Origin of the sequence: Ferruginibacter sp. (genome assembly GCF_028288465.1) — a bacterium.
Classification (GTDB): Bacteria; Bacteroidota; Bacteroidia; order Chitinophagales; family Chitinophagaceae; genus Ferruginibacter.
Genome location: NZ_JAQBNR010000068.1, coordinates 71930 through 92892 on the forward strand (window position 1 = coordinate 71930; position 20963 = coordinate 92892).

At 39.2% G+C, this 20963-nt stretch carries 18 protein-coding genes; 17 read left to right on the plus strand and 1 reads right to left on the minus strand.

The features are described from left to right. The first annotated feature begins 1369 nt into the window (after window positions 1-1369). From JWR61_RS25330 to JWR61_RS25360, 7 genes are all read left to right on the plus strand, one after another. A complete protein-coding gene (locus tag JWR61_RS25330) occupies window positions 1370-1624 on the plus strand; it encodes a PID-CTERM protein-sorting domain-containing protein (RefSeq protein ID WP_301930454.1) in 255 nt (84 codons plus the stop codon). Window positions 1625-1824: 200 nt separating this feature from the next. Next, complete coding sequence (locus JWR61_RS25335) at window positions 1825-2652, plus strand: polysaccharide biosynthesis/export family protein (protein ID WP_301930455.1); 828 nt, start codon at window positions 1825-1827, stop codon at window positions 2650-2652. A 17-nt stretch (window positions 2653-2669) separates the two neighbouring features. Beyond that, complete coding sequence (locus tag JWR61_RS25340; RefSeq protein ID WP_301930456.1) at window positions 2670-5081, plus strand: polysaccharide biosynthesis tyrosine autokinase; 2412 nt, start codon at window positions 2670-2672, stop codon at window positions 5079-5081. A gap of 184 nt (window positions 5082-5265) precedes the next feature. After that, complete coding sequence (locus JWR61_RS25345; protein ID WP_301930457.1) at window positions 5266-5838, plus strand: UpxY family transcription antiterminator; 573 nt, start codon at window positions 5266-5268, stop codon at window positions 5836-5838. 613 nt (window positions 5839-6451) lie between these two features. Further along, entirely contained in the window at window positions 6452-8239 is a 1788-nt protein-coding gene (gene asnB, locus JWR61_RS25350; protein ID WP_301930458.1) for an asparagine synthase (glutamine-hydrolyzing), read from the plus strand. Continuing rightward, a complete protein-coding gene (locus tag JWR61_RS25355; protein WP_301930459.1) occupies window positions 8232-9341 on the plus strand; it encodes a glycosyltransferase family 4 protein in 1110 nt (369 codons plus the stop codon). Before asnB ends, JWR61_RS25355 begins: the two co-directional genes overlap by 8 nt. A 272-nt stretch (window positions 9342-9613) precedes the next feature. Then, window positions 9614-10180, plus strand: coding sequence for an acyltransferase (locus JWR61_RS25360; protein WP_301930460.1), 567 nt, complete (start codon window positions 9614-9616; stop codon window positions 10178-10180). Between the two features lie 139 nt (window positions 10181-10319). Here the strand turns inward: JWR61_RS25360 and JWR61_RS25365 are convergent, their stop codons facing one another. Next, complete coding sequence (locus JWR61_RS25365) at window positions 10320-10958, minus strand: DUF6266 family protein (protein ID WP_301930461.1); 639 nt, start codon at window positions 10956-10958, stop codon at window positions 10320-10322. Between the two features lie 557 nt (window positions 10959-11515). Here JWR61_RS25365 and JWR61_RS25370 point away from each other — a divergent pair. The 10 genes from JWR61_RS25370 to JWR61_RS25415 all read left to right on the plus strand — a co-directional run bounded on the left by JWR61_RS25370 (window position 11516) and on the right by JWR61_RS25415 (window position 20962). Continuing rightward, entirely contained in the window at window positions 11516-11743 is a 228-nt protein-coding gene (locus JWR61_RS25370; RefSeq protein ID WP_301930462.1) for an AlpA family transcriptional regulator, read from the plus strand. Between the two features lie 229 nt (window positions 11744-11972). Then, a complete protein-coding gene (locus JWR61_RS25375) occupies window positions 11973-12851 on the plus strand; it encodes an ABC transporter permease (protein WP_301930463.1) in 879 nt (292 codons plus the stop codon). 85 nt (window positions 12852-12936) lie between these two features. Beyond that, window positions 12937-13101 (plus strand): hypothetical protein, encoded by a 165-nt coding sequence (locus JWR61_RS25380; RefSeq protein WP_301930464.1) that lies wholly within the window; start codon window positions 12937-12939, stop codon window positions 13099-13101. A 388-nt stretch (window positions 13102-13489) separates the two neighbouring features. Next, complete coding sequence (locus JWR61_RS25385) at window positions 13490-14128, plus strand: alpha-1,2-fucosyltransferase (protein ID WP_301930465.1); 639 nt, start codon at window positions 13490-13492, stop codon at window positions 14126-14128. Between the two features lie 94 nt (window positions 14129-14222). Continuing rightward, window positions 14223-15068 carry an FkbM family methyltransferase gene (locus tag JWR61_RS25390; protein ID WP_301930466.1) on the plus strand — a complete coding sequence of 282 codons (846 nt, stop codon included), beginning with the start codon at window positions 14223-14225 and terminating at the stop codon, window positions 15066-15068. Window positions 15069-15198: 130 nt separating this feature from the next. Further along, window positions 15199-16077: an FkbM family methyltransferase gene (locus JWR61_RS25395; protein WP_301930467.1), complete on the plus strand. Its 879-nt coding sequence runs from the start codon at window positions 15199-15201 to the stop codon at window positions 16075-16077. Window positions 16078-16584: 507 nt separating this feature from the next. Further along, window positions 16585-17853 (plus strand): polysaccharide ABC transporter ATP-binding protein, encoded by a 1269-nt coding sequence (locus JWR61_RS25400; protein WP_301930468.1) that lies wholly within the window; start codon window positions 16585-16587, stop codon window positions 17851-17853. After that, window positions 17850-18587 carry a hypothetical protein gene (locus tag JWR61_RS25405; RefSeq protein ID WP_301930469.1) on the plus strand — a complete coding sequence of 246 codons (738 nt, stop codon included), beginning with the start codon at window positions 17850-17852 and terminating at the stop codon, window positions 18585-18587. Before JWR61_RS25400 ends, JWR61_RS25405 begins: the two co-directional genes overlap by 4 nt. A 69-nt stretch (window positions 18588-18656) precedes the next feature. Further along, on the plus strand, window positions 18657-19622 hold the full coding sequence (locus JWR61_RS25410; RefSeq protein ID WP_301930470.1) for a glycosyltransferase family 2 protein: 966 nt from the start codon (window positions 18657-18659) through the stop codon (window positions 19620-19622). Between the two features lie 23 nt (window positions 19623-19645). Then, window positions 19646-20962: a glycosyltransferase gene (locus JWR61_RS25415; RefSeq protein ID WP_301930471.1), complete on the plus strand. Its 1317-nt coding sequence runs from the start codon at window positions 19646-19648 to the stop codon at window positions 20960-20962. The last annotated feature ends 1 nt before the right edge of the window (window position 20963 follow it).

The window sequence follows — 20963 nt, forward strand, 5'->3', positions numbered from 1 at the left end:
TATCCAGGTCGCAAGTTGTTTAGTTGATCGCCGTTTCTTCTTTACTTTTTTTGTCTTGACACCAAAAAAGTGACAAAAAAAAGTCAAGTCAGCAACGAATACGGCCCTTTGCTGACAGGTAGTCTTGTTGAGTGTTGGTGCATGGTAGTTTCAGCTTTGGTAACGCTGCTGTTAAGTTTGTTACAGTCAAAGTATAGTTTACATCCTGATTCTTTGATTGGGATATTGGTATTCCTGCGGGAAATCTTTTAGTTGATCGCCGCTTGTTCTTTACTTTTTTTGTCGTGACACAAAAAAAGATAACAAAAAAAAGTCAAGTCAGCAACGAATACAGCCCGTTGCTGACAGGTAGCTTTGTTGGGCGTTGGTGCATGGTAGTTTCAGCTTTGGTAATGCTACTGTTAAGTTTGTTACAGTCAAAGTATAGTTTACATCCTGATTCTTTGATTGGGAAATTGGTATTCCTGCGTGAAAGCTTTTAGTTGATCGCCGCTTGTTCTTTACTTTTTTTGTCTTGACATAAAAAAAGGTAACAAAAAAAAGTCAAGGCAGCAACGAATACAGCCCGTTGCTGCCGTATAGCTTTGTTGGGCGTTGGTGCATGGTAGTTTCAGCATTGGTAATACTACTGTTAGGTTCGTTACAGCCAACATATGATTTAAAGTGTTATTCTCGTCGGTGTATTCCCGGCGCTATTTGATAATGGGTTTATACTTTTTGATTCAGAGATTGCCTATTTAGGTTGCAAGTCTTTTAGTTGATCGCCGCTTCTTCTTTACTTTTTTTGTCCTGACACAAAAAAATAATAAAAAAAGTCAAGTCAGCAACGAATACAGCCCGTTGCTGACAGGTAGCTTTGTTGGGCGTTGATACATGGTAGTTTTAGCATTGGCAACGCTACTGTCAGGGTTGTTACAGCCAACGTATAGGTTACACCCTTATTCTTTGATTGGGGAGATTGGTATTCAGCAAGCAGTTTTTTACTTAATCGTTGTTTCTTCTTTTTATCCTGAACAAAAATGATAGCACTCGTTGCGAGACTGTTTCTTAAAGCTGGCTCGGGCTCCTCTAAGTAATAAAAACCATTTTAGTTCGTTGTGCCTTGTAGGGATCATGGGACGCCAGCGGGCTTCGCGAAGGCAAATTGTTTCCGGCCTGAAGTGGATCTTTATCAGGATGTTGCCTGCCAGTCCTTCTTTAGCGCCAGACTAGCCCCCGGCAAACAGTTGCCTGAATAGAACCGACAAGATTCCCACAGCTGGGGAAAATAAAAGATCTTTTAATTGCTTGCGTGAAAACTATAATACCAAAACAATCGTTATTTTTGATGTTGTGACTGAGCAGGTAGAATTGAAAAACTGAAATGTACATGAAAATAAAATATAGATTTTGGCTGATATCCGCGCTGTTTTTAGTAATGAGCAGTTTGCCGGCTACGATGCTTGCGCAGACGGATGTTCTGCCGCCGCCTGATGACTGCCTGCCGACCGATCCGTCACACCAACCCGATTCTCCCCCTTGCCCGGTTGATGGAGGCATTAGTTACTTAGTTGCTGCCGGTGTGGTGTATGGGGCCAAAAAAGTAAAAGATAACCGCAATAAAAAAGCAGTTCAATTGACATAAGGCGGCTTGTGTGCCTGCCAGGGGATGATAGTTGCTATCATCCTTTTTTATGAAGAAACCTATCCCTATCAATTTATTGGCTCAGTCATTTTTTTATGCGAAATTTGATTGCATTTGTCAAAAAACACAAGACAAAATCTATAGTGCATCCGGTAGTTATTTATTATTTAACTATTATTGCGCATCCTAAAGAATTCATTATGGAAATACCTGCATTTTGTCCATTTGCAAAACGAACTTTTATCACTGGTGTACAATTAATGGCGGGTATATTTTTGGCAGCTGCTCTATTATCCTCCTGTGCTATTACCAAACCCACTTACATTTTTAAAGACATAAAAAAGGATACAACCATTCAGGGATTTATTGATAGCAATATTGAACTCAAAATTCAAAAAGAAGATTTGCTGAATCTAAGTATTTCCAGTTTAAATCCCGCCGAGGATGCATTGTTTAATTCTGCAATGGGTACTATGGCAACAGGTGGCAAATCAGATGCTGGAGGTATAGGCTACCTGGTAACCAGCGAAGGAAATATTAACATACATAAGTTGGGCATAGTACCAGTAGCAGGCCTGACGCTTAAGCAGGTAAAAAATAAGCTGGAGAAAGATCTCCTTCCTTATTTAAAAGATCCCATTGTTAATGTCAGTTTTGCTAACCACTTTATTACGATTATGGGTGAGGCAGGCAGTTCTCAGAAGCTGAATGTACCAACAGAAAAGATTTCTTTAATTGATGCGCTAGCATTAAGTGGCCGTGTTACAAATAACGGTACTTTGCAGGATGTAATGGTGATTCGGGAAACTGATGGAGCCAAACAATTTAAACACCTGAACCTGGAAAATGCTTCCATTTTTACATCGCCCTGGTATTATCTGCAACCAAAAGACATATTGGTAGTGAATCCCAATGAAGAAAAAATTTACAGGGAAGCACGGCGAACCCGGAACTTACAATTATATACTACTTTCGTGTCAGTATTGTCAATTACGTTAATCGTCTTAGACAGAATTATAAAACGATAGCCGAATAGTAATTAGGTATGAGCGAACAACCATTATTTCAGGAAAAACCAGAGGTTAATATTCTTATCCAGGTATTGCAAAAGTACCTGCCTTTCTGGCCCCTGTTTGCCTTGACTATTCCAATCGCTATGAGCGTCAGCTATGTTTACCTGCGTTCACAGATACCTATTTACGTTGCCACGGCAAAAGTATTACTAAAAGATCCCAATAAAGGCTCCGGTGACAGTAAGGTACTGGATGCCCTTAATATATTTAGTGAAAAAAAAATTGTTGATAATGAGATACTGGTATTAAAATCTGCCAGTATTGTACAGGAGGTGGTAAAAGAACTAAATTTATATGCTACAGTTTACAACCAGGGCAAGGTAAGATTAGAAGAATTATATGGACAAAACTCTCCCTTAAGTTTTGTTGCCCTGAACGAAGACAGCATTTTTTCCTACAATAAATTCTTTTTTTCGATAGACTGGAAAAACAAAACAGTAGCAATCAATAACCAGACGGTAGCGTTTGATTCCACAGTAAATCTTGGTGGGACAACCTATCGGTTTGTAATTAACAACAACTACAATAAAGCTGTTACAGGCAAAAATTATTTTGTGCTTCTCAGGCCCATTGCAGCCGTTTCCGGCGGAATTTCCGGAGCTCTTGGTGCCTCACCACTATCCAATGTATCTACTGTACTAAATGTTTCCTTTTCAACACCTGAACCTTTAAAAGGTGAAGCGATCCTGACCAAATTATTTGAGGTGTACAACCGGGAGGGTATTGAAGATAAAAACCAGATCGCTTCCAAAACACTCACTTTTATTGATGACAGGCTTCATTTAGTTATTGGCCAGCTAGATAGTGTGGAAAAAAATATCGTATCATTTAAAGCAAAAGAATCTTTATATGCAGTAGGCTCGCAGGCAGAACTTTTTTTCACCAAAGTGCAGGAACTGGATAAACAAAAGGGTGAAATTGATCTGCAGCTGGAAATACTCAATGATATTAAAAATTATATTCAAGCCAAAGGCAAAAAAACTGGCACTGTTCCTTCTTTGAGCCTGGTGACAGATGCCACACTTAGTGCTCTGCTTGGTCAGTTGTATCAAACCGAGTTTGACCGTGACAATGCCATCAGCATCACCGGGGAACAGAGTGAACCGGTCTTACAAACCACTGAAAAAGTGCGTCGTCTAAAAATTGATATACTGGAGAATATCAATAATATCAGGGCAAATTTATTAACCGTCAAAAATGATATCATTGCCAAAATAAGTTTAAATAACGGGCTTCTGACGCAGGTACCGCAAAAAGAAAGAGGATTACTTGAAATCAGCCGCCAGCAGGCAGTAAAAAATACCATCTACTCTTATCTGCTGCAAAAAAGAGAGGAAACAGCACTTTCCTCTGCATCCACTTCCTCAGATTTGAGAGTTATTGAACGACCAAACTCGTATGGGCCAGTAAGCCCGGTTGCTAAGAATTTCTATTTAACAGGTTTTATTGTAGGGCTGCTGTCAGCCATTTTTTTGGTGCTGATGAAGGAGCAGTTTAAAAGCAGGATTCTATTCCGTGATGAAATTGAAGGAAAGACTTCTGTGCCTTTTGCGGGAGAAATTGTACAGGCAAGCACCAAAACACCTGTCGTAATTATGGAAGGTAAAAGAACCGTAATTGCTGAACAGTTCAGGGCTTTGCGCACTAACCTCGCCTATATCGGCTTAAACGAGCAGAACAAGACGATGCTGGTCACCTCCAGTATTTCAGGTGAAGGCAAAAGTTTTATTGCCATCAATTTTGCCATCAGTCTTACACTCACAGGTAAAAAAGTGGCCCTGATGGAAATGGATTTGCGCAAACCTAAGTTGAGCAACCTCATGGGGATTACCCGTGATCCGGGCATCTCCAACTATATAGTCGGCAAAGCGACCTATCAGCAGGTGGTACATGCCTCTTCCATCGCCAATTTATTTATTATTCCGGCGGGTGTAATACCACCCAATCCCACGGAACTGATCGCTAAACCCGGGTTTACCGATCTGATGGAAAAATTAAAAAAAGATTATGACTATATTATTTTAGACACTGCACCAATAGGCCCGGTGACAGATGCCTTATTATTAAAAGACTTTTGTGATGTTACACTCTATGTAATCAGGCATGACCGTACACCAAAAGTATTTATCCGGACCATCAATCAATTGAACGAAGCAAAAAAGTTCAACAACATGTGTCTTGTTTTTAATGGGGTTAAAAAACGCGGTATCAATATCGGCAATATCAGCAAGAGTTATGGATATGGATATGGGTATGGGTATGGCTACGGGTATGGTTACGGATATGGATATGGCTACGGATATGCAGTAGACGATGCGAAGCCCGGCTTTTTCAACATCAAACGCTGGGGGCGTAAGATAAAGCGAATCATCTACGGTAGATAGTGGAACTGTGAGAGAGGTAAAGTCTTAACATTTGTTTGATTTATATTTACATATTCCAGCCTCTTCACATCCTCCAATACATTTAACAGATGCCGTACCTTTTGTCCCTGCTGAAAACAGGGGGAAACTGATACGGAAGCCTTGTTTTAATTGCAATTAAAATTCGCAGTTAAAGAATGGCAAAATGGTAGGATTAAAAAAATTTATTACCAGCTTTTCACAAACAAATGTGACTGAGGCTAAGCGAAGCTATGCGATGACGGAGAATAACGGACAATGGTATGCACTCTATACAAAGCCCCGCTGGGAGAAAAAAGTGTCCAAATTGCTTGATGAACAGGGCATTGAAAATTACTGTCCCATCAATAAGGTTACCCGGCAGTGGAGCGACCGCAAAAAGGTAGTGCTGGAACCGGTGTTCAAAGGCTATGTATTTGTAAAAGTGAGCGAGGAGGATAAATGGGATATACGGAAAGTAAATGGTGTACTGAATTACGTTTATTGGCTGGGCAAGCCCGCCACCATCCGTGAAGATGAAATTCAAACCATCCGCAAGTTTTTAAATGAATTTACGGATGTGGAAGTCACCGATCTTTCTCTGAAAGTAAACAGTACGGTGCGTATTAAAACGGGGGTGTTGATGAATTACCAGGGTATATTGGTAGAACTGGTGGGTAACAAGGCCAGGGTAAGGATTGAGAGTATGGGGTTGCAGTTGAGTGCGCAGTTTGATAAACGAAATTTAGAACAGTTATGAAGACAGTTATAAGTTGTAGGTTATAAGTTATAAGTTTCTTCATTTCGAAAGAGTCGGCTGCAGACAAGAGATATTCTTGACCTAAGTTCACCGGGAAAACAAATTGTCGATGTAAATATTTTACTGATACTGCAGTCGACCCCGAACCGGACAACTTATAACTTATCACTCATAACTTATGACTTTTTCGTCTTGACACAAAAAAAGTAACAAAAAAAAATCAAGGCAGAAACGAATACAGCCCGTTGCTGCCGTATAGCATTATTGAACTATTGTGCATGGTATTTTCAGCCTTGGTAATTCTATTGTTAGGCTTGTTACAGTCAAAGTAAAGTAAAAGGTGTACTATATTTTGGCTAATGCTTTTATTAAAATGTTGCTACCTACTGACTTTTTTGTCCACGACATAAAAAAAGTCAATCCGTCGCGGCGGATCGGCTGAAACCATTCGAACGGGCAGCAACTCGGCTGTTAATTCACTACTTATAACTTTTTTGTTCCCTTAACTTGTAACTCACAGGTTAATTCTTAGAAACAGCAATGGACAGCTAAAAGGGAAGCTTTCCAACGTGAACAACTTATAACTTATCACTTATAACTTATAACTCAAAAAGTGTGTAGAATCGCCGGCCTTATAAACCCCTCCATGCCTGTTGCTGAAATGGAATCAGTAGTAAAGGAGATGTGTACGGTGCAAAAGCACGGCGGGCCGGATGATGAGGGGATGTTTACCGATGTGGATAACCATTTGGTATTGGGGCACCGGCGATTGAGTTTAATTGATCTGTCTGCTGCCGGGCACCAGCCGATGAGTTATGGAGACGGTCGCTATACCATCAGCTACAATGGCGAGTTATACAATTACCTGGAGTTAAAGGAGAAGCTGCAAAAAGCAGGGGCTGCCTTTACCACGCACAGCGATACGGAAGTAATACTGGCGGCATTTGCACACTGGGGCGTAGCCGCTTTTCAGCAATTCAACGGCATGTTCGCCTTTGCCCTCTGGGACAATCAAAAAGGTGCTGTCTACCTGGTAAGAGATCCTGCAGGAATCAAGCCGCTATATTTTGCACATACAAAAGAAGGGCTGGCTTTTGCTTCGGAAGTAAGGGCCTTTAAAGGACTGCCTTACCTGCAGGAGACTAACCCGCACTGGCAGGTTTACCTGATGGCATATGGCCATCTGCCCGAACCGGTTACTACGTTAAAAGAAGTACAACCGTTGAAAAAAGGCTGGTTCCTGCATTACAATGTGCAGTCCGGCGAATGCCGCCAGGAGCCATTCAACCGCTTTAATTACGTAGAGCAAATCAACGACCGTCAGCAGGCCATCGAACTGGTGCAGCAATCACTGGCTGCTTCGGTAAAACGGCATTTGCTGAGCGATGCCCCCATCGGTGTTTTTTTAAGCGGCGGCCTGGATTCAAGTATCATTGCCAGCCTGGCCAATAAAGAAATCAAAAACCTCAATACAATATCTCTTGTATTTGACGAGGCGCTGTACTCCGAGAAAAAATACCAGGATATGGTACAGCTTGGCTTACAAGGGCAGCAACACCAGCACCTGTTAAAAGAAGCCGACTTTCATGCAGATATGCCGGCGATCATGCAGGCAATGGACCTGCCCTGTAGTGATGGCATCAATACCTGGTTTATCAGTAAATATGCCAGGCAGCAAGGCTTAAAAGCGGTGCTCTCTGGTATTGGCGGAGATGAGCTGTTTGGAGGTTATCCTTCATTTAACCGTATTGCCACCGCATTGCAGGTAAAACAATACCTGCCGCCGGCAATGTTAAGAAACAGCAGGCTGCCGGGATTAAGAAAATTGCGCCGGCTCTGTTACCTAAGTTTACCGGGTTCGGTGGGTATGTATTTGTTCTTACGGGGCCAATTTATCCCGTCAGAGATAGCAGCCTACCTGGATATGCCGGAACCAGCCGTTTGGGACATTTTGCAGCAACAACCACAGGTGCCCGACATTGCTAATTTAACACCCAAAAACCAGGCAAGCTGGCTGGAGACCAACCTGTATATGCAGAACCAGTTGCTGCGGGATGCGGATGTAATGAGTATGGCGCACGGGGTAGAGATCAGGGTGCCGTTTCTGGATGCCAATTTTCTGAAACTTGTACTGCAACTGTGCAGCAATATCAAATATCCGGGGTCGTTTAACAAGCAATTATTGATCGATAGTTTTAAGGAGGAGATTCCTGCAGCAGTCTGGAACCGGCCCAAAATGGGCTTCTCTTTTCCGTTTAAAGAATGGCTGGGTAACAACCGCTATGCCGATGGCAAGCCGGGGTCAAAGACTGCCTTGTTCCATAAGGAATTTACCCGTGGCAACCTGCACTGGTCGCAGTTTTTTACTATCTATTTAATGGAACACCAGCTGCATGCATAATACCACGCTATTTCTTACGCTTAGGGTTTTTTCAGCCACTGGGGGTATCGAAAAAGTATGCAGGGTCGCCGGCAAAGCCATGAACGAGTTGTTTGAGCAGGATGTCCCTAAAAAGATAACAATTTATTCGTTGTATGACGAGTCAGCGGATATCAATACAGCTTATTTTCCCGCTACCATCTTCAGGGGTTTTGGTAAAAACCGGTTTCGGTTCTTTAATTGCGTTTTCAAAAAGGGATTTGGTTGCGAGCGCATCTTATTAAGCCATGTAAACTTATTGCTGATAGGATATATTATTAAATTGTGTTCGCCGAAAACAAAGCTGGTATTAATGGCGCACGGCATCGAAGTATGGCAGGCCTTTCCCTGGTGGAAGCGGATGGCCTTACGGAAATGTGATTTGATCCTGGCCGTTAGCCAGTTTACAAAGCAGAAACTGATCGTTGAAAACAATATGCCTGAAAATAAAATTACGGTGCTGAACAATTGCCTGGATCCGTTTCTCCCCGTTCCGTTAACCGGCGGCAAACCTGTACCATTGCTTGAACGGTATGGAATTGAAGCCGCTGATAAAGTGGTCTTAACACTCACCCGGATGGCTTACAACGAACAGTATAAAGGCTACGAACAGGTAATTCGGTCTGTGAGTGATTTAAAGAAAAGCATCCCCTGCATAAAATACCTGCTGGTAGGTAAATACGATGCCGCGGAAAAAGCCAGGCTGGATGCCTTAATCAGCAGATTAGGGGTGCAACAAAATATTGTTTTTTCCGGATTCATCCCCGACGCAGAACTCGCAGCGCACTACGCCCTGGCCGATCTGTATATCATGCCCAGCCAGAAAGAGGGATTTGGTATCGTATTTATTGAAGCCATGTTTTACGGCAAACCGGTAATAGCAGGCAATGCAGATGGCTCAGTAGATGCATTGCAAAACGGGAAACTGGGGATATTGGTAGATCCGAATAACCAGCAACAAATAACGGAGGCCATTGAAGCAGTATTAAGCGGCAACAAACAGGTAACACCGGCAACAGAAGAGGTGCAACGTTATTTTGGGTTTGAAGCATACAAACAAAAGTTGAAGGCGGTGCTGCAGTAATTTTTGTTACGTGCTGGTATGAATGTTATTGCCAGGATTATTATTCCGACCAACAGGCTCCAAAATTGATAACTTATAACCTACAACTTATAACCTGCTGCAATTGTCTGAACATGATTTATAGGATTGAATTGATTAACACGATTATTAGTGCGGAGGTTGCTTTATTAAACTGAATGTTTTAAAAGCGTTGAAATGATTTGAAAGTATGGGCACTCCGAGCAGTAAACACCAAAAACTTATAACTTATAACCTATAACTTATAACTAAGAATGTTCTTCAAACACGATACCGCAATAGTAGAAGAAGGCTGCAACATCGGCGACGGTACCAGCATCTGGCATTTTACGCATTTGATGAGTGGCTGTACCGTGGGTAGTAATTGCAATATTGGTCAGAATGTTTTTATCGGGCCGGAAGTGGTGCTGGGCAATAAAGTAAAAGTGCAGAACAATGTCTCGGTATATACCGGCGTGGTTTGTGAGGACGATGTATTCCTGGGGCCATCGATGGTATTTACCAATGTTATCAATCCACGCAGCGCCATTGAACGCAAAAACCAGTTTAAAAAAACATGGGTAAAAAGGGGAGCGAGTATAGGTGCGAATGCAACCATTATTTGTGGCAATGAGCTCGGTGAGTTTTGTATGATTGGCGCCGGGGCTGTAATTACCAAGCCGGTAAAGCCTTACGCATTGATGATGGGCAACCCCGCCCGGCAAAAAGGCTGGGTAAGTGAGTACGGACATACTTTGCATTTTTCACCCGAAGGAAAAGCAACCTGCCCTGAAAGCGGCGAGCAATACGAACTAAAAAACGAAACAGTTAAAAAAGCATAATCGAATAAACGGCTGCTGCCTTCGCCTTAAGCTTTAAGCCTTAAGCTTTCGGCTTACTGGTTTCAGCTTTTAAAAAAAAATGATGCGCTACGGTAAGGCAGCGCATCAAAGTAATGCTGGCTGGTTTTTCAGCATAGGATTAGGATACCAGGACAGAACCAGTGTACAAACTGCTGGCGATGTTGAACCCTGTTTCACTTATAAAACCCAGGTAGGTTTCTACCGCCCTGCCGCTAAAGGCAGCCAGGTTAAGAGTTTCAGTTAGTGAACTACGGTCTGCACCACTGGTAAGGTAGATGCATTGGTTCAGGCTGGGGCAGTAAGCAACCGGAACGGCTTTATCAGTAGCTTTCGCTACGCCCACGCCGGTGTTGTCCGTCCAGCTGTAAACAAGCTGGCTGCCAACTCCCATCATAACGCCCGGTGCCAGCACGTTCGGCAGATCGCCGCGGCTCACCAGCACATTGGCATAGTCAATGCTGAAAATGGGGTACACACCAGTAACAGCATTTTTGAGCGTATAACTCAGGGCGCTGTTAACACCTGTTTTTTTAACGGCGAAGTTGTTAAAAGTCATTTCAAGCAACCCGCTCATGCTTTGCACAAAACGGATGCACATCCCGAATTTCAGCTGCTGCGCCAGTTGGGCATCGCTCGGATTGAGATTTTTAAAAGAACTTTTACTTCGCATGTAGTCGACACCTTTCCAGTTTCCACCGACTACATTGCCTACTTTGCCTGAGAATCCGCCAAGGATTCCTTTTGAAAATTTTCCCATAGTTTTAATTGGGTTTTTGAATTTTAAAAAATACTGCATACTTATTTACCCGATCGTGTAAATGGCACACAGTTGTTCTACACTATAACGGGGTTGGTAGATATTTAATATGTAGTTATTTGCAAGTGAACAATTTAGAACAGAATTAAACAATATAGAACAAAGCTGAACACAGTTAATCAATTATGAACAGTTTTGAACAACAGTGCTGCTGGCAATAAGCCGAAGCCTGTACATCAGAACGATAAATTTGATTTGCAGGTCACGGGTAATTCATTCAAAACCGGTTCAAAACACCGAAATACATTCCCGAAGCATTCCCGAAGCATTCCCGAAGCAGGTCCGAAGCAGATACGAGGCAATTTTAGGAGCTTCCAAATGTCGGGGGGTAGTTTAATAGCGTGCCATAAATTTGGCATTAAAAATAAATAATATAAAAATATTGTAAATATTTAAAATAGTTTTTATCTTGATGCATTGTTTTTTGTAAACGGTAATGTCGCCGGTTACAAAATCTTCCTCAGTTACCCTATTTAGTAACCAGAAAATGCATCCCGATGCCTACAAAAAAACAGCTGCCCGTACCAGTACAACGGCCATTTCAAACAAGATGGGTTGACGCCTACGAGCTTAGACAGATTTTAAAAATTAGCAGGACCACCCTGTTCAACTGGGAGAAAAAGAAAATAGTGACTGCCGTAGTTTTGGGTGGTAAAAAATATTACGATTTGTCGGCAATAGAGAAGTTCATGGAAACACAGCCAAAGAAGAAATCAAAGAGGTGAGCATTGCTGCTTTAGTCATCACTTGCAACAGTCACCACAACCGTTCTGTTGCCGTTCTGTATCGATATAGTAACAAAACAGTCTGCACATTCAGCTTAACACCGTCTGTTAAAAAAAATTCCAAAACCAATTAAATTAACGAGCATTGGCTTTAAGCCTTAAGCGTTCAACCTTCTGCTTTAAGCCTTGAGCTTTCAGCCTTTAGTCTTCAGCTTTATAACTTTTTACTTTGTCAACACCCCACAATACCGAACTGCCTGCCGAACCCGAACATTGGGATCTTGTATTAAAACCTAAAGCGACACTTTTTGACTTGCAGTTAAAAGAGGTTTGGAAGTACCGGGATCTTTTATTGCTTTTTGTAAAACGGGATTTTGTAGCCCAGTACAAGCAAACCATTCTGGGCCCGCTCTGGCATTTTATTCAGCCCATATTTACAACCATCGTATTTCTGCTGGTATTTGGTAAAATAGCCAACATCCCAACGGATGGAATAAGCCCGGTCTTATTTTATATGAGCGGGATCAGTATCTGGAACTACTTTAGTGCATGTCTAACTGCCACGAGTAACACATTTGTGGCAAATGCTGGTATTTTTGGTAAAGTCTATTTCCCCCGGCTGGTAATACCGCTTAGTACGGTTATGAGCAATATCGTAAAATTTGTTATCCAGTTTTTACTATTACTGGTAGTTATGATTTGGTTTGGCATTAAGACCGGACATTTTTATTTCGGCGCCAGCTGGTTGTTGATTCCACTATTGGTGATCATGATGGCAGGGCTTGGGCTTGGGCTTGGGATTATCATTTCATCGCTTACTACCAAATACCGGGATTTCGGCGTGTTGATCGGCTTCGCTATTCAATTGCTGATGTATGCCACACCAGTAGCCTATCCAATGAGTTTCATTGCGGGCAAATCATTTGCCAAATGGATTGCCTGGAATCCGCTGACACCCATTGTAGAATCATTCCGGTATGCACTTTTCGGAACAGGTAGTCTTGACCTGACTGGCTTATTATATAGTGGATGCTTTATAGCCGTAATAGTGTTTCTGGGGTTGCTTCTATTTAGCAAGGTTGAACGTACATTTATGGACACTGTTTAGGAAACCTCAATAATAAATCCACACTTGTATTTAAAGAAACACGCAGTGCCGATTTGGGCGAAGGCATAAAGAAATTAAGAAAATAATGAAAAATCTTATCAAGAAAATCATAGCCCTCAGTGGATACGAAATCAAAAAGTTATATCATCAACACAATGATGCCGAATTTCCAGGTACAGATAAAAGGCCGGTGGGTGATATGAAATTACTTCTGGAGGACCTGAAAAAGAGGGGCCTGATTTATGCTTGAGAGAGGATATATTATGTATGATTTTACTGGCTTTTAAGAAGGCGATTAGATGGAGGATAAGGCCATGGCAATATTTATTTTGTGAAAAAAAGGGTTTTCTAAGAATATCCAATAACTGGAATAAACCAATTTTTGCCAGAGATTTTATAAGTTTGAATTTGCTTCAATTAACTGTTCTATGATCGTTGTAAAAATAATGGGTGGGTTAGGCAATCAAATGCTACAGTATGCCCTTGGTCGGCATATGAGTATCAAATATAAAAGTCCTTTGTGGGTTGATCTGTCGTGGTTTGATAATTACAGGAACAAACAGTTTTTCAGGGAATTCAGTTTGAACAATTTTCATACAGAATATCAGATTGCAGACCTTAAAAAAATACTATGGCGATTGCGCTTTACAGATCATTTTAAAATTATCAATCCATTCAAATTAAAAAACATTTCTGAAAAAGAATATTCTCGATTTGATCCTTCAATATTAGAAGCAGGAGACAATATCTTGTTAGAAGGCTTTTTTCCAAGTTATAAATATTTTGAAGACATCAGGGAAGTGTTGATAAAAGACTTTTTACCTAAACAAGACATGAATGTCACCAACAAACATTCTCTGGACAAAATACAAAATACCAATTCAGTCGGAGTGCATTTTCGCAGAGGGGATTATGCCCTTACAGGCCATCATGGCATGTTGACTAAAGATTATTATGAAGCGGCTATAAAACAGATAGCCCTAAAAGCTGGGCCCGTTCAACTATTCATATTTTCCGATGAACCGGACTGGGTAAAAGAAAATATGCAGTTTGAATTTTTATTTGACGTTATAAGCTTTAACAAAGATGAGGATAGCTATTTTGATATGGAACTGATGAAGCATTGCAAACACAACATTATTGCCAACAGTTCTTTTAGCTGGTGGGGGGCATGGCTAAATGAAAATCCAGACAAAATAGTTATAGCACCTAAAAAATGGCTGAACCTGGAAGTTGATAGTATGGAAAATATTCCAGATGAATGGATATTATTATAAAATAAAACGCCAAATATTCATATCATATTTTATTCAGGTTTAATATTTTAATAAAAAGAAAAAAACATTAATATTCTTTATCCTTCACAAACGTATGAAAAGCTTTAAAAATTTAATAAAAAGTAGTTTCAATTTATTGGGATTAGAATTGGCAAACCAAAAGGCCTTTAAGAAACTAGAGACTGAAAAGGCAGCCTTAAAACTTGCATTTAACAGATTAACTTATGTAATAACTCATAGTTACGGTACCAAAGAGCAACAATCCAGTTTAAATTTGCTCAATTATTGTGGAGATAAATTACTTGAGTCAAAGTCACAGCTGCTGCAGGAACTGTTTGTTCTATATATTTTGCGGGATAAGCGAAACGGGTTCTTTATAGAATTCGGTGCGGCAGACGGCATTGATTTCAGTAACACCTATTTACTGGAAAAAGATTATGGGTGGAAGGGAATACTGGCTGAACCCGGAAAATCTTGGAAACAGCAATTAAGAAAAAATAGAAATTGTATTATCGATAACAGATGTGTATGGACAAAAACGGGGGAGAGCCTAACTTTTTATGAAACAGATATAGCAGAATTATCAACCATTGATGGGTACGCCAATGATGATTTATTTGCTGAGCAAAGGAAAAATAAAAAGGCATATATTGTAGACACTATTTCATTGACTGACCTTTTGAAATTTCACAATGCACCAGTAGAAATTCACTTTTTATCAATTGATACTGAGGGGTCAGAATATGATATCCTAAAGTCTTTCGATTTTTCAGAATACAACATCCAAATTATTACTGTAGAACATAATTTTTCATCAAATAGAGATAATATATTTAATCTATTACGTAGTAATCACTATAGACGAGTCTTTGAAACAATAAGTTTTTTTGACGATTGGTACGTTAAGGAAGATGTATGGAATGAATTTATTGGCAAGTGAATCCTAATCAATGAGAAATAGTTAGAAACTATTGATATAAAAAGAATATTCTGCATCAATAAAGTTTTATCACAGTTTGTATATGTATATAAATTATAGTTTTATCGGTTCTTTTCAAAAGATACGGTTAGTGAAAAAAATACTTGCGGCACACTGGTTCATTAAGTTTAAGATAAAATATATTCTTCCGCTTGGGCTTTTTGATAAGATCTATTTGTCAAATTCTTTAGATGAAGCATGGGAGGTAAGGATAAGGGATGTTATTAAATGCCCGGATAATAGCATGATTATAAGACATCCTAAAGCAGGGCTGGTTAAAAACGGCAAGCAGATTATGCATAATGGTATTACTACTACAATGGGTGGATATTACGGAGAGCCAATTGTACAAATGCTATACAAAAATAAAGGAGTACATGAGCCTCAGGAAGAGTATGCATTTGACTTGGTTTTAAAAGAAATTTCCGCCGGTGCAACAATGATTGAACTGGGGGCATATTGGTCATTTTATTCAATATGGTTTAACAAAAATATTAAAAACGCACAAAACTTCCTTGTTGAACCAGACAAGGTTAATATTATATTTGGTATCAATAATTTTAGGATTAATAAAGTTAAAGGCAAATTCACTAATGCATTTGTAGCTAAGGCTGCCGGTAGTCTTGAAGGTATCCCTATCATTTGTGTGGATGACTACGTTAAGGAAAATAAAATTGATTTTATTGATATCCTGCATTCAGATATTCAGGGCCATGAATATGACATGTTACTTGGAGCCCTGCATACTATCACAAGCCAAAAGGTTGGCTATATGTTTATTTCAACCCACGGTAACAAAGTGCACTACGATTGTATTGACTTTTTAAAAGCTCATGATTTTACTATTGTTTGCAGTGCCGACGAGTATGATACTTATTCTTTGGACGGATTGATTGTAGCAAGGTCAAATCATTATCCGGGACTAAATAAAATTGATATTTCTCTTAAAACAAAAAATACGAACTATTAGTCTGAAAAAAGGGGAAGCTGTCAGATATATCCGTCATTCTATGCATATTATTTTTTTAACAAGCCTGAGTAACAAGAGTTATATCAGGCTGGAGAATAAGATGTATTGGCAAAGTAGTGTATAAGGAAGCAACGTGTAAAATCTTGTTTGCCATTGCATAGATTGTTTGCCTGTTGATATTTAAATAGACATTCCCCGGATTGCAAAATTCTTTTTAACTTTTTAAACTTTGCTGTTTTTACCAATAGTTTTTGTACTCTATTGGTTTGTAACCAAAAAAATTGGCGGTTCAAAATAATTGATTATTAGTTGCCAGTTAGTTTTTTATGTTACTTGAGATTACAGGTTTTGTTTTGCTTATTTTCTTCACGCTTTTAGACTATTTTTCAGCCAATAAAAATGTACAATTCTAGCACTAATAATATTAGGCGGGGTTGGTATTGTTTAAGTATCTGTATTAACGGTTGAAATTGCAAATTGGATTCAATAAATCAGCTATAAAGAATTATGGGTAAAGTTATTATTAGAGTTGAAAATATTTCAAAACAATACCGTTTGGGCTCAGTTGGTACCGGGTCGTTCGTACATGACCTAAATAGGACATGGCACAAATTAAGAGGAAAAGACGATCCTTATTTAAAAATTGGAGAGGAAAACAATCGGTTAACCAAAGGTCTTAGTGAATATGTTTGGGCACTGCAAAATATCAATTTTAATGTATCTCAAGGAGAAGTTATAGGTATCATTGGGCGCAATGGAGCAGGGAAAAGCACCTTGCTAAAAATTTTAAGCCGTACTACGTCACCGACAACAGGATCGGTAAAAATTAAAGGTCGTGTGGCAAGCTTGCTTGAAGTGGGTACCGGCTTCCATCCGGAGCTCAGCGGACGGGAAAATATCTTTTTAAACGGTGCTATTCTTGGAATGACAAAGCAGGAAATAAAAAGAAAGTTCGATGAAATTGTTGATTTCGCAGGTGTCGAAAGATACATAGATACTCCGGTAAAGCGTTATAGCAGTGGAATGTATGTTCGACTTGCATTTGGAGTAGCCGCCCACCTTGAGCCAGAGATATTGATTGTAGATGAAGTGCTCGCAGTGGGGGATGCTGATTTTCAAAAAAAAGCACTGGGGAAAATGAAAGATGTAAGTACGAGAGAAGGAAGAACTGTTTTGTTTGTAAGTCACAACATGACAGCAGTCCAAAATTTATGCAAGTCAACTATTTTATTATCAAATGGAACAATAAAAGAGATAGGCGAAACCGGATATATAATTAGTAAGTATTTTGCAGGGGTGAAGAAAAAAGATATTCCCTTTGCAGAAATAACAGACCGAAGTGGTAATGGAAACTTTCGATTTCAAAAAGGGAATATAAAGATGACCAGTTCAGATATTTATAATGTTGTTGATACTTTTTCAGAGGTACAATTTGATTTGGAATTTTCCCTCAATGGGGATCATGAAATCAACAATAGCAGAATTGATATAGGTATTAACAATATTAAAGGGGATAGAGTCGGATGGCTTAGTTCTGATATACTTGGGTATGCCCCGGACTTATCTACTGGTAAAATAAGTTTTTCAATTATTAATTTTCCACTGGCACCTGGCGATTATAATTGCAATTTGTACTGCGAAACAAATGGTGATATTGCTGACTGGATAACAGAAGTAATGGAATTTACCGTGACAGAAAAGGATTATTATAGGACCGGTAAAATGGTACCCGCTAACCAGGGTGATGTTCTTTTAAAATATAATGTTGTTTTATGATTGTAAAAAAGATTATTGATGAATTTCGAAAAGGTCAAGTGGAATTAAAAAAACAAAACGATCAGCTTCTTTTGCAAACAGAAGAATTACAATGGGCAAATATTTTTCACGATACCATTAAGAATAAACCATGGTTAAATAATATAGCTATTTCTCCTGGTAGATGGGCAGTTAATTATTCTTTTCTTTATGTATTGGTAAAGGTACTTTCTGATTATAAACCAATCCGGATTATTGAATTCGGTTTGGGAGAATCGTCAAAAATAGTTTCCAGCTTCCTCAATTTTGAATTGATGGAAAGCTCGCATTTAATTATAGAGCAGAATGCACAATGGATGATTGAATTTGAGGATAAATTTATTTTATCTCCATCCTCAAAAATTATTCATCTTCCTTTGACAAAAGAAATTATTAAAAATTGTCCTGTAAATGTTTATCAGGGATTCAAAGAAAAAGTAACGGGTATTTATGACTTGTATCTCATTGATGGTCCATTAGGTTCAACAAATTTTTCGAGGTACGATATATGTCATATTGCAGATCGGCTTACAAAGAACGATGAGTTTATTATCATTATGGATGATTATAACAGAAGTGGAGAAAAAGATACGGCGCAGGATTTATTAGAAAACCTTGCGAGCAAAGGAATAAAGACATATATAAATACTTATGTTGGTATTAAATCACAATTGGTAATAGCCACTGAAAAGTATCGTTTTGCCATTTCAATGTAAACAATGGGTAAATGGAAGTAAAGCATTACAAAACTCTTTTAGATATTTTAACCGAACAGCGTCTGATTTATGTTAAGCAGCGATCCATTGGTTTCGATAATTATACCCACTTTTAATAGAGAAGGTATAATTGTCGAAACCTTATTAACGGTTCAAAATCAAACCTACCGAAATTGGGAATGTATCATTGTAGATGATTTTTCAACGGATAATACGTATGAAAATATTGAACGTCAGGTCAAGGAAGACAGCAGATTTATCTTGCTCACCAACCAACGAAAGAAAGGCGCCCCCGGAGCAAGAAATACTGGTATTGAAAAATCAAAGGGAGCCTTTCTTATTTTCCTTGATTCAGATGACCTCCTTTCGCCAGACTGCCTTGCTGGCAGAATTGAAAAGTTTCAGCAACATTCCCAATGTGATTTTTTGGTTTTTAGTACCGTAGAATTTAAAGAGCGGATTGATGATACCAATATGTTGGTAAATGTTTTTACCACTGAAAATGTGATTGAAAGGTTTTTAAACTTAGATATACCTTGGCTTATAATGGCACCAGTTTGGCGCCGGGAAAGTTTTTTAAAACTGGGACTATGGAACGAAGACATTCTTTCCTGGCAGGACTGGGAACTGCATATTAGGGCGCTGCTAAATAATTTAAAATTTCTATATTTTTCGAAAGTAGATAATTATGTAAGAAGAGATAGCAGATTAGAAAGTATTGGAGGCGTTTCGATTTCAAAAGAACATCTACAATCACATATGCGGCTCTTTCGCAGTTTGAAACCATTAATGTCTGGGCAGGTTGATTATAACAGAAGGCTCTATGGTCTTGCCTATTGGGTAGCGAATCTGTCTTTGGAAAAAGGGTATGTGGATGTAACAAAAGACGCCATTCACTTCTTAAAATTAAACTGGAACTATAGGGAATGGGCTATGATAAAATTGAAAATACATTTTGTAAAGAAAATTTACATTAAGCATTTAAATATGCCGGATTATGGCACGATGCGAAAGGTATATTACTTAAAGGAATAAATCTTATAAAGACAAAATTAAAAATGCCAAAAGGCCATGATGAAGAAATGCGTCCATTTAAGATAGTTCATTTAACTGCCTACCTGGATGGTGGAGCAGGGACTGCTGCATACCGCATTAACGAATGCTTATTAAAAGCAGGTATCGATTCCACTATGTTAACTACCCATACAGCACATAGTGCAGCATATAAGAACGTGTTGGTACAGGATATTTCAGGCCATCAATATCCTCTAATACCGGGGTTTGTTGAAAGGGAAAAAAACCGCATTCGTTTTAGAATAAAAAAGCATTTGGGTATTACCATGAAACCAATAAGGCAACTGCTTACGGAGCTTTTTAAAACTACGGAACCATTATTGAATTGTGAAATTGCTACAATACCGTTTGCCGAGTATGACATTCTTAAAAACCCAGTGGTGCAAAACGCCGATATCATCCATATGCATTGGGTGGGCGCGGGGATGGTAGATTATCCGTTATTCTTCAGTAATAATAAAAAGCCGGTTGTCTGGACATTGCATGATATGAATCCTTTCCAGGGTTTATTCCATTATAAAGAAGATGAAGAAAGGAATGAAAGCGTTGCCCAAAAACTTGACAAACAAATTGCCGCATTAAAAAGCCGGGCTATAAAAAAAAGGAAATCGGATTTAATTTTTGTTACACCAACGGACTGGTTATACAACCAAGCAAAGCAAAGCAGTACATTCAAAAATATATGCGGAACCTGTATTGCTTATCCGATCGATACATCTTTTTTTTCGCCACAAAGGGCTTTGGATTTAAGAAAGGAAAATAATATTAAAGAAGGCAATGTTGTTTTTTTATTTGTAGCGCATGCAATAAAGATCTATAGAAAAGGATTTGATATATTGGTTGATGCGTTAAGTAATTTGAAACACCTTAATATCACCTTATTGGTATTGGGTAACTGTGAGTATTTAGAAGTGCAGGGGTTAGACGTCAGGTTATTGGGCAGTATAAAGGACAATGACGTGTTGAGGAATTATTATTCCATGGCAGATGCATTCATTATTCCCAGCCGTGAAGATAATTTACCCAATGTAATGCTTGAGTCCCTTGCCTGTGGTACACCTGTAATTGGCTTTCCTGTAGGGGGTATAAAAGAGCATATTGTTGATTACAAAACAGGGATGCTCGCAAAAGAAATAAGTGCCGGCGCATTGGCAAATGCAATGGAAGAATTCCACACCAATAAAAAAGCATTCGATCAGGATTTCATAGTTAGCTATGCAAGGGAACATTTCAGCGAACAACTTATTGCAGCAGAATATGCGAAGCTTTATACAAAAATACTCGCAAAGAATTTAAATTAAA

Bases quoted from the DNA above. Each gene is read 5' to 3' on its own strand.
- JWR61_RS25330 (WP_301930454.1), top strand. From the start codon at position 1,370: ATGAAAATAAAATATAGATTTTGGCTGATATCCGCGCTGTTTTTAGTA.
- JWR61_RS25335 (WP_301930455.1), top strand. From the start codon at position 1,825: ATGGAAATACCTGCATTTTGTCCATTTGCAAAACGAACTTTTATCACT.
- JWR61_RS25340 (WP_301930456.1), top strand. From the start codon at position 2,670: ATGAGCGAACAACCATTATTTCAGGAAAAACCAGAGGTTAATATTCTT.
- JWR61_RS25345 (WP_301930457.1), top strand. From the start codon at position 5,266: ATGGTAGGATTAAAAAAATTTATTACCAGCTTTTCACAAACAAATGTG.
- JWR61_RS25355 (WP_301930459.1), top strand. From the start codon at position 8,232: ATGCATAATACCACGCTATTTCTTACGCTTAGGGTTTTTTCAGCCACT.
- JWR61_RS25360 (WP_301930460.1), top strand. From the start codon at position 9,614: ATGTTCTTCAAACACGATACCGCAATAGTAGAAGAAGGCTGCAACATC.
- JWR61_RS25365 (WP_301930461.1), bottom strand. From the start codon at position 10,958: ATGGGAAAATTTTCAAAAGGAATCCTTGGCGGATTCTCAGGCAAAGTA.
- JWR61_RS25370 (WP_301930462.1), top strand. From the start codon at position 11,516: ATGCCTACAAAAAAACAGCTGCCCGTACCAGTACAACGGCCATTTCAA.
- JWR61_RS25380 (WP_301930464.1), top strand. From the start codon at position 12,937: ATGAAAAATCTTATCAAGAAAATCATAGCCCTCAGTGGATACGAAATC.
- JWR61_RS25390 (WP_301930466.1), top strand. From the start codon at position 14,223: ATGAAAAGCTTTAAAAATTTAATAAAAAGTAGTTTCAATTTATTGGGA.
- JWR61_RS25400 (WP_301930468.1), top strand. From the start codon at position 16,585: ATGGGTAAAGTTATTATTAGAGTTGAAAATATTTCAAAACAATACCGT.
- JWR61_RS25405 (WP_301930469.1), top strand. From the start codon at position 17,850: ATGATTGTAAAAAAGATTATTGATGAATTTCGAAAAGGTCAAGTGGAA.
- JWR61_RS25410 (WP_301930470.1), top strand. From the start codon at position 18,657: ATGTTAAGCAGCGATCCATTGGTTTCGATAATTATACCCACTTTTAAT.
- JWR61_RS25415 (WP_301930471.1), top strand. From the start codon at position 19,646: ATGCCAAAAGGCCATGATGAAGAAATGCGTCCATTTAAGATAGTTCAT.